6 protein-coding genes are annotated in these 5,957 nt (G+C 64.5%); 2 read left to right on the top strand and 4 right to left on the bottom strand.

The genetic code is table 11. The annotated features are described in order from the left end of the window. Window positions 1-80: 80 nt before the first annotated feature. The 4 genes from ACY693_RS13870 to ACY693_RS13855 all read right to left on the bottom strand — a co-directional run bounded on the left by ACY693_RS13870 (window position 81) and on the right by ACY693_RS13855 (window position 2,609). Window positions 81-428: a chaperone modulator CbpM gene (locus ACY693_RS13870; RefSeq protein ID WP_462322415.1), complete on the bottom strand. Its 348-nt coding sequence runs from the start codon at window positions 426-428 to the stop codon at window positions 81-83. A 3-nt stretch (window positions 429-431) separates the two neighbouring features. Beyond that, the gene (locus tag ACY693_RS13865) at window positions 432-1,433 is read right to left on the bottom strand and encodes a DnaJ C-terminal domain-containing protein (protein ID WP_462322414.1); all 1,002 of its coding nucleotides are present in this window, start codon (window positions 1,431-1,433) and stop codon (window positions 432-434) included. 115 nt (window positions 1,434-1,548) lie between these two features. Continuing rightward, on the bottom strand, window positions 1,549-2,154 hold the full coding sequence (locus tag ACY693_RS13860; protein ID WP_462322413.1) for an AAA family ATPase: 606 nt from the start codon (window positions 2,152-2,154) through the stop codon (window positions 1,549-1,551). Then, complete coding sequence (locus ACY693_RS13855; protein WP_462322412.1) at window positions 2,058-2,609, bottom strand: hypothetical protein; 552 nt, start codon at window positions 2,607-2,609, stop codon at window positions 2,058-2,060. The genes ACY693_RS13860 and ACY693_RS13855 overlap by 97 nt, the downstream gene beginning before the upstream one ends. Before the next feature lie 209 nt (window positions 2,610-2,818). Here ACY693_RS13855 and ACY693_RS13850 point away from each other — a divergent pair, with 209 nt between their 5' ends. Further along, entirely contained in the window at window positions 2,819-4,369 is a 1,551-nt protein-coding gene (locus tag ACY693_RS13850; protein WP_462322411.1) for a 2-isopropylmalate synthase, read from the top strand. A gap of 179 nt (window positions 4,370-4,548) precedes the next feature. After that, window positions 4,549-5,802 carry a uracil-DNA glycosylase gene (locus ACY693_RS13845; RefSeq protein WP_462322410.1) on the top strand — a complete coding sequence of 418 codons (1,254 nt, stop codon included), beginning with the start codon at window positions 4,549-4,551 and terminating at the stop codon, window positions 5,800-5,802. The last annotated feature ends 155 nt before the right edge of the window (window positions 5,803-5,957 follow it).

The following is a 5,957-nucleotide window of genomic DNA, read 5'->3' as shown; positions in this document are numbered from 1 at the left end:
AGCCAGTCGCCGAGCCAGTCCCCGAGCCAATCCCTCGGACCACTCACGAGCCAGCCCACCGACCGAAGCGATTGGCTCACTTAGCCACTGCCGTCAGCATCTTCGAGGCGGCCAAGCTGATGCTCGAGACAACGCACCCGGCTGCGCAGCTGCTCGACCTCATCGAGCAGATCCAAAGCCAGTGCCGCGCCAGCCAGATTCAGCTCCAGGTCATGCTGCAGACGCAGCGCGCGCCGCGTGCGCCGGACCTCGATACCGGTGAATTGCCATTGCTCCGGCGCCGATCCAAGCGGATGCAGCATGCCCTCGCTGACCATCAATCGCACCTGCTCGAGACTCACGCCACAGACACGAGTCAGCTCGGTAACGGTCACCACCGTGCGCTCATCCAAGATCACGCCTTCGACTGCGCTCATCTGTTCGGGCATGGCTCAGACCCCCAGCTTTGCACGCGGGTTGAAAGACTTAAAGCGCTCGGCCAGCGCATCGAATGCAGCCTGTGCCTCAGCGCTATCGGCCGGCGGGTTGGTGATCTCGAGCTGGACAAAGGCGTCGCCCGCGGGCTTGCCGGGCAAGCCACGCCCTTTTAGGCGCAGGCGCTGAGCGCTCTGCGAGCCAGCCGGGATCTTCAAGCTCACGGTACCACCCAGCGTCGGCACCGGCACGGTCGCGCCACGGGCGGCCTCCCAGGGCGCGATCGGCAGCTTCAGGTGGATATCCTTGCCCTCACTGCGAAAGAGCGGATGCGGCTCGAATTCCACCTCGAGAAACAGATCGCCGGCAGAGCCCGCCTGCCCGCCGCCACCAAGCCCCGGACCACCCTGGCCTGCAAGTCGGATCTGCTGCCCCTCGGTCACACCGGCGGGGATGCGGACATTCAGGGTACGCGCGCGTGTCTTCACCTGACCCTGCGCATCGATCTCCGGCACCTCGAGCCGCAGCTGGCGGGTTCCGCCCTTGTAGGCCTCTTCGAGCGAGATACGAATGCGCGCGTTCTGATCGCGACCACGTCCACCGAAAGGATCGGCATACATACCGGCGTCACCAAAGCCGCTGGCTCGGCTGCTACGACCACCGCCCATGCCGCCTCCCATACCACCAAAGATACTGGAGAAGAAGTCGCTGAACTGAGCGGCCTCATCTTCCGAGAATTGATAATCGCGACCCGCTCCTCGAGCGCCCGCGCCTGGCGGTGGACTAAAGTTGTCACCCGCATGCCAACCGCTGCCGAGCGCGTCGTACTGCGCCCGCTTCTCCGGGTCCTTCAAGACCTCGTTGGCCTCGTTGACCTCCTTGAATCGGACCTCGGCATCGGGCTCCTTGCTGACGTCCGGATGATACTTGCGGGCCAGCTTGCGATAAGCGGCCTTGATCTCTTCGGGCTTCGCGTCGCGCGAAACCCCTAGGATCTTGTAGTAATCCTTATATTCCATCGTGACTCTCGACTTGCAGAAATCTGCACTAGGAACCTGTGCGCTGTTCGCGATCTTAACCCGAGTGTTGAGCTGGCGCCGAGCGGAACGCCTCTCCGCTGTCGTCCAACCGAGCTCAGGCCGGCACCGTGCGCCCTCGGGCCCAGTGGCGAAGCTGGGCGATCTGCGTCTCCATCACAACCGAGAGGGGTTGAGTTGCATCCAGCTGGATGCGGATTGACTCGGTGCTCGGCTCGCCATTGCTGGCGCGCGCCGCATAGAGTGCCGAGACGATCGCCTGCTCGATCCCGGCCCCAGTGAAGCCCTCGCTCGCCGCCGCGAGAGCATCCAGATCGAAACCGCTTGGATCGAGGCCGCGCTTGCGCAGATGGATCGCGATGATCTCGCGACGCACCTCGGCCCCCGGCAGATCGATAAAGAAGATCTCGTCCAGGCGTCCTTTGCGGATGAGCTCAGGTGGCAGCTGCGCGATATCGTTTGCGGTTGCCACCAGAAACACGGCACTCTTGCGCTCCGCCATCCAGGTCAGCAACGAGCCCAGCAAGCGCCGCCCCGGCCCCTCAGCGCCAGCATCAACCGCCAACCCCTTCTCGATCTCGTCGCACCAGAGCACACAAGGTGCCATCACATCGGCCGTGCGCAGCGCCTCGCGTAACTCACGCTCGGTCTCACCGATGTACTTATCGTAGAGGCGGCCGAAATCGAGCCGCAAGAGCGGCACGCCAAAGCGCCCAGCAACCGCTGCCGATCCGGCAGCGGCAGCTCGAAGCGTGCGCAGAGATGCCTGAGCTCGGGCGGGCTCTCCAGCGTATGACTGACCAATACCAATCGCCGCGGCGCCGACGCCGCGAAGCCCTGGGCGATCTCTTTGAGCAGCCGCACATGCAATGGATGCTCGAGGAACGGATGAAAATCCAGTAGCAGGTAGAGTCCCGCGCGGACCGTACCCTGGATATGCCGCAGCACCTCGGGCGGATCAGTATGGGCACCGCTCGGCACGACAGGACCCGCCAACGGCCGCAGGCCGTCCGTGAGTGTCCAGCAGAACACCGGCAGGCTCAGGCGCAGACCAATCTCGCCGAGCAGCTCGAGCAGTCGCGGCTCTTCGAGCGACTCGATCATCAGGATCGGCATCTCCGAGCGCAGCATCATCTCAAGATCATGCAGGTCATTCATGGATCACAGCCCGCCTCTTGCTGTCGACATCAAATTCGATGACTGACTCAGCCAAAGCCATAGCGAGCTTAGCGCACCGGCCAGCAACGGCGGTTAGAATCATCGAACCTGATGCCTGCCCAGGATCTCAGGCTGCAGCCTCGCCCCGAGACCCACTATCATTGACGGCAGCCCGCGCGCTCAACACCTGACCCCACCGAGACCCAATCATGACCGACAAAGATCACTTGATCATCTTCGACACCACGCTGCGCGACGGTGAGCAGAGCCCGGGCGCGTCGATGACCCGCGACGAGAAGGTACGCATCGCCACCGCCCTGGAGCGCCTGCGGGTTGACGTCATCGAAGCCGGCTTCCCGGCCGCCAGCAACGGCGACTTCGAGGCCGTCCAAGCGGTTGCCCGCACGGTCAAGGAGAGCACCGTCTGCGGGCTCGCCCGTGCCCTAGATCGCGACATCGATCGCGCCGGCGAAGCCCTCAAGGACGCCAACGCCGGACGTATCCATACCTTTATCGCCACCTCGCCGATCCATATGGAGAAGAAGCTCAAGATGAGCCCGGACCAGGTGGTCGAGCAGGCCGTGATCGCGGTCAAGCGTGCGCGCCAGTATTGCGATGACGTCGAGTTCTCACCCGAGGATGCCGGCCGGTCCGAGCTCGATTTCCTCTGTCGCATCCTCGAGGCGGTGATCGACGCCGGTGCACGCACCATCAATATCCCCGATACCGTCGGCTACGCGGTGCCGCATCAATTCGGCAGCCTCATCGCGCAGCTGCGCGAGCGCATCCCGAATGCCGACAAGGCCATCTTCTCGGTGCACTGCCATAACGATCTCGGCCTGGCTGTCGCCAATTCGCTCGCGGCGGTGCAGCATGGCGCCCGCCAGGTGGAATGCACCATCAACGGCCTTGGCGAGCGTGCCGGCAACGCCGCGCTCGAAGAGATCGTGATGACGGTGCGCACCCGGCAGGACTACTTTCAGTGCGACACGCGCCTGGACACGACCCAGATCGTCAACTGCTCGCGCCTGGTCTCTGGCATCACCGGCTTTCCGGTGCAGCCCAACAAGGCCATCGTCGGCGCCAACGCCTTCGCCCATGAGTCCGGCATCCATCAAGACGGCGTGCTCAAGCATCGCGAGACCTACGAGATCATGCGCGCCGAGGATGTTGGCTGGCAGCAGAACCGGATGGTGCTCGGCAAGCACTCGGGTCGCAACGCCTTCCGTGTCCGACTCGAGGAGCTCGGCGTGCGGCTCGCCACCGTCGAAGAGCTCAACGAGGCCTTCCGCCGCTTCAAGGATCTGGCCGATAAGAAGCACGAGATCTTCGATGAAGACCTGCAAGCGCTGGTCACCGACGCAACGCTCGGCAGCGCCAACGAGCGTGTCAAGCTGGTCTCCATGCGAGTCTGCTCCGAGACTGGCGAGACCCCGCGTGCGGACCTGGTCCTGAGCCTCGACGGCGAGGAAGAGCCCGGCACCGCGATCGGCGGTGGCCCCGTTGATGCCACCTTCCGCGCCATCGAGTCGATCGTCAATAGCGGTACCACCCTCAAGCTCTACTCGGTCAACGCCATCACCAGCGGCACCGACGCCCAGGGCGAGGTCACGGTGCGGCTCGAGAAAGGCGGCCATGTGGTCAACGGCGCCGGTGCCGATACCGATATCGTCATCGCCTCGGCCAAGGCCTATCTGAACGCGCTGAACAAGCTCAGCAGCGTTGGCGAGCGCGCCCATCCGCAGACTGGGGATGTCTGAGGCTGGGCGTGCGATGAAGCCGGTGCCCGTCGGGCTTCAGTCCAGAATGCGGCTGAGCTTGCAGGGTCGGTCTGCTGAGCAGCCTGCACGACAACCAGCCCCGCGGCAGCCAGGCTACCCCTCGCAGCGCTTTCATCAGCGGCGCTCTGAAGAGCCTCGAATTCAAGACCGGCGTTGTCATGGATGAATCCCGCCGCCTGCACTACCTGAAGGCCATGGGTATCCAGGTCTGGAAGCCGCGCGTCGCTGGCGAGTCGGCTGCGCCGCAAGCGCAGACGGCGCTCGCGCAAGATCCGCCGCTGCCGACGCTTGCCCAGCGCCCGGCATCCGGCACCGACTCGCACTCTGGTCAGGGTCAAGATCGCAAAGCACGGCCGGCAACGACCACAACCCCGGTCACAGCGACGAGCGCGGCCGGCGCCCAAGCCGCGTTGCAAGCCATTGCACGCGCCTCAGCAGCCCGCAAAGCACAGGAGGGGAAGGCAGAAACGGCGGCAGGTTCCTCACCCGCCGTGGGCTCAACCGCCACCCAGAAAACAAACACCCAGCAAACAGCCACCCGGTCCGCAACGGCCGCGACGAGCACTGTTCCCCCGGCTAGCCAACAAGCCCCAGCCCCATCGACGCCCTCGCGGCAGGCCGAGCCATCACAGCACCCGGCTCCGGCTCCGGCTCCGACAGCGTTCTCGCCATCAGCTGCCGAATCCAATGGGCCTCCGCCCTGGCTCGACGAGCCACCGCCTTGGAGCGATGACGAGCAGCCACCTTGGCCAACCGAGTCAGACCTTCCCGACATCGCGCAGGATCGCGAGTCAGGTGCCAATTCGCCCGCCCTCGGCTTAGCCGCCGATCAGCACGGCATCGCCAAGATGAACTGGGGTGCCCTCGAAGCCAGCGTCGCCGAGTGCCGCCGCTGCAAGCTCTGCGAGACTCGCACCCAGACCGTCTTTGGCACCGGTGACCACCATGCCGAGCTGCTCTTCATCGGCGAAGGACCAGGCCAGGACGAGGACCGACAGGGCGAGCCCTTCGTCGGCCGCGCCGGCCAACTGTTGAACAAGATGCTCGCAGCAGTCGGCTTGAAGCGCGAGCAGGTCTACATCGCCAACATCGTCAAATGCCGCCCACCGCGCAACCGTAACCCAGCACCTGACGAGGCCAGCGCCTGCCGCCCCTACCTCGAGCGTCAGATTGCGCTCATTCAGCCCAAGCTCATCGTCAGCCTCGGCGCCGTCTCAGCCAACAACCTGCTTGGCAACACCGAAGCCGTCGGCCGACTGCGCGGCAAGCAACACCAGTTTCAGCTCGGCGCTGGTGCCGAGCCGATCCCGCTACTGGTTACCTACCATCCGTCATATTACCTGCGCAGTCCGGCTGAGAAGGCGAAGGGCTGGCAGGATCTGCAGCGAATCATCAGGTTTCTGAAGACATAGCGTTGGCGTCAATCCAGGCCCGGCTGGGATGTGTCCGATGAGCTTCGCTGAACAGGTCGTGATCCTCGGCCTGAGCAGCAACAGGGCGTCATCGCGCTCGGGGCGATGGCCCCGGGCTCTGACGATAGCCATTTAATGAGATATCCGGACCTTAT

This window comes from Halochromatium sp., from assembly GCF_054919635.1.
This window is presented reverse-complemented; position numbering and strand designations above follow the sequence as displayed.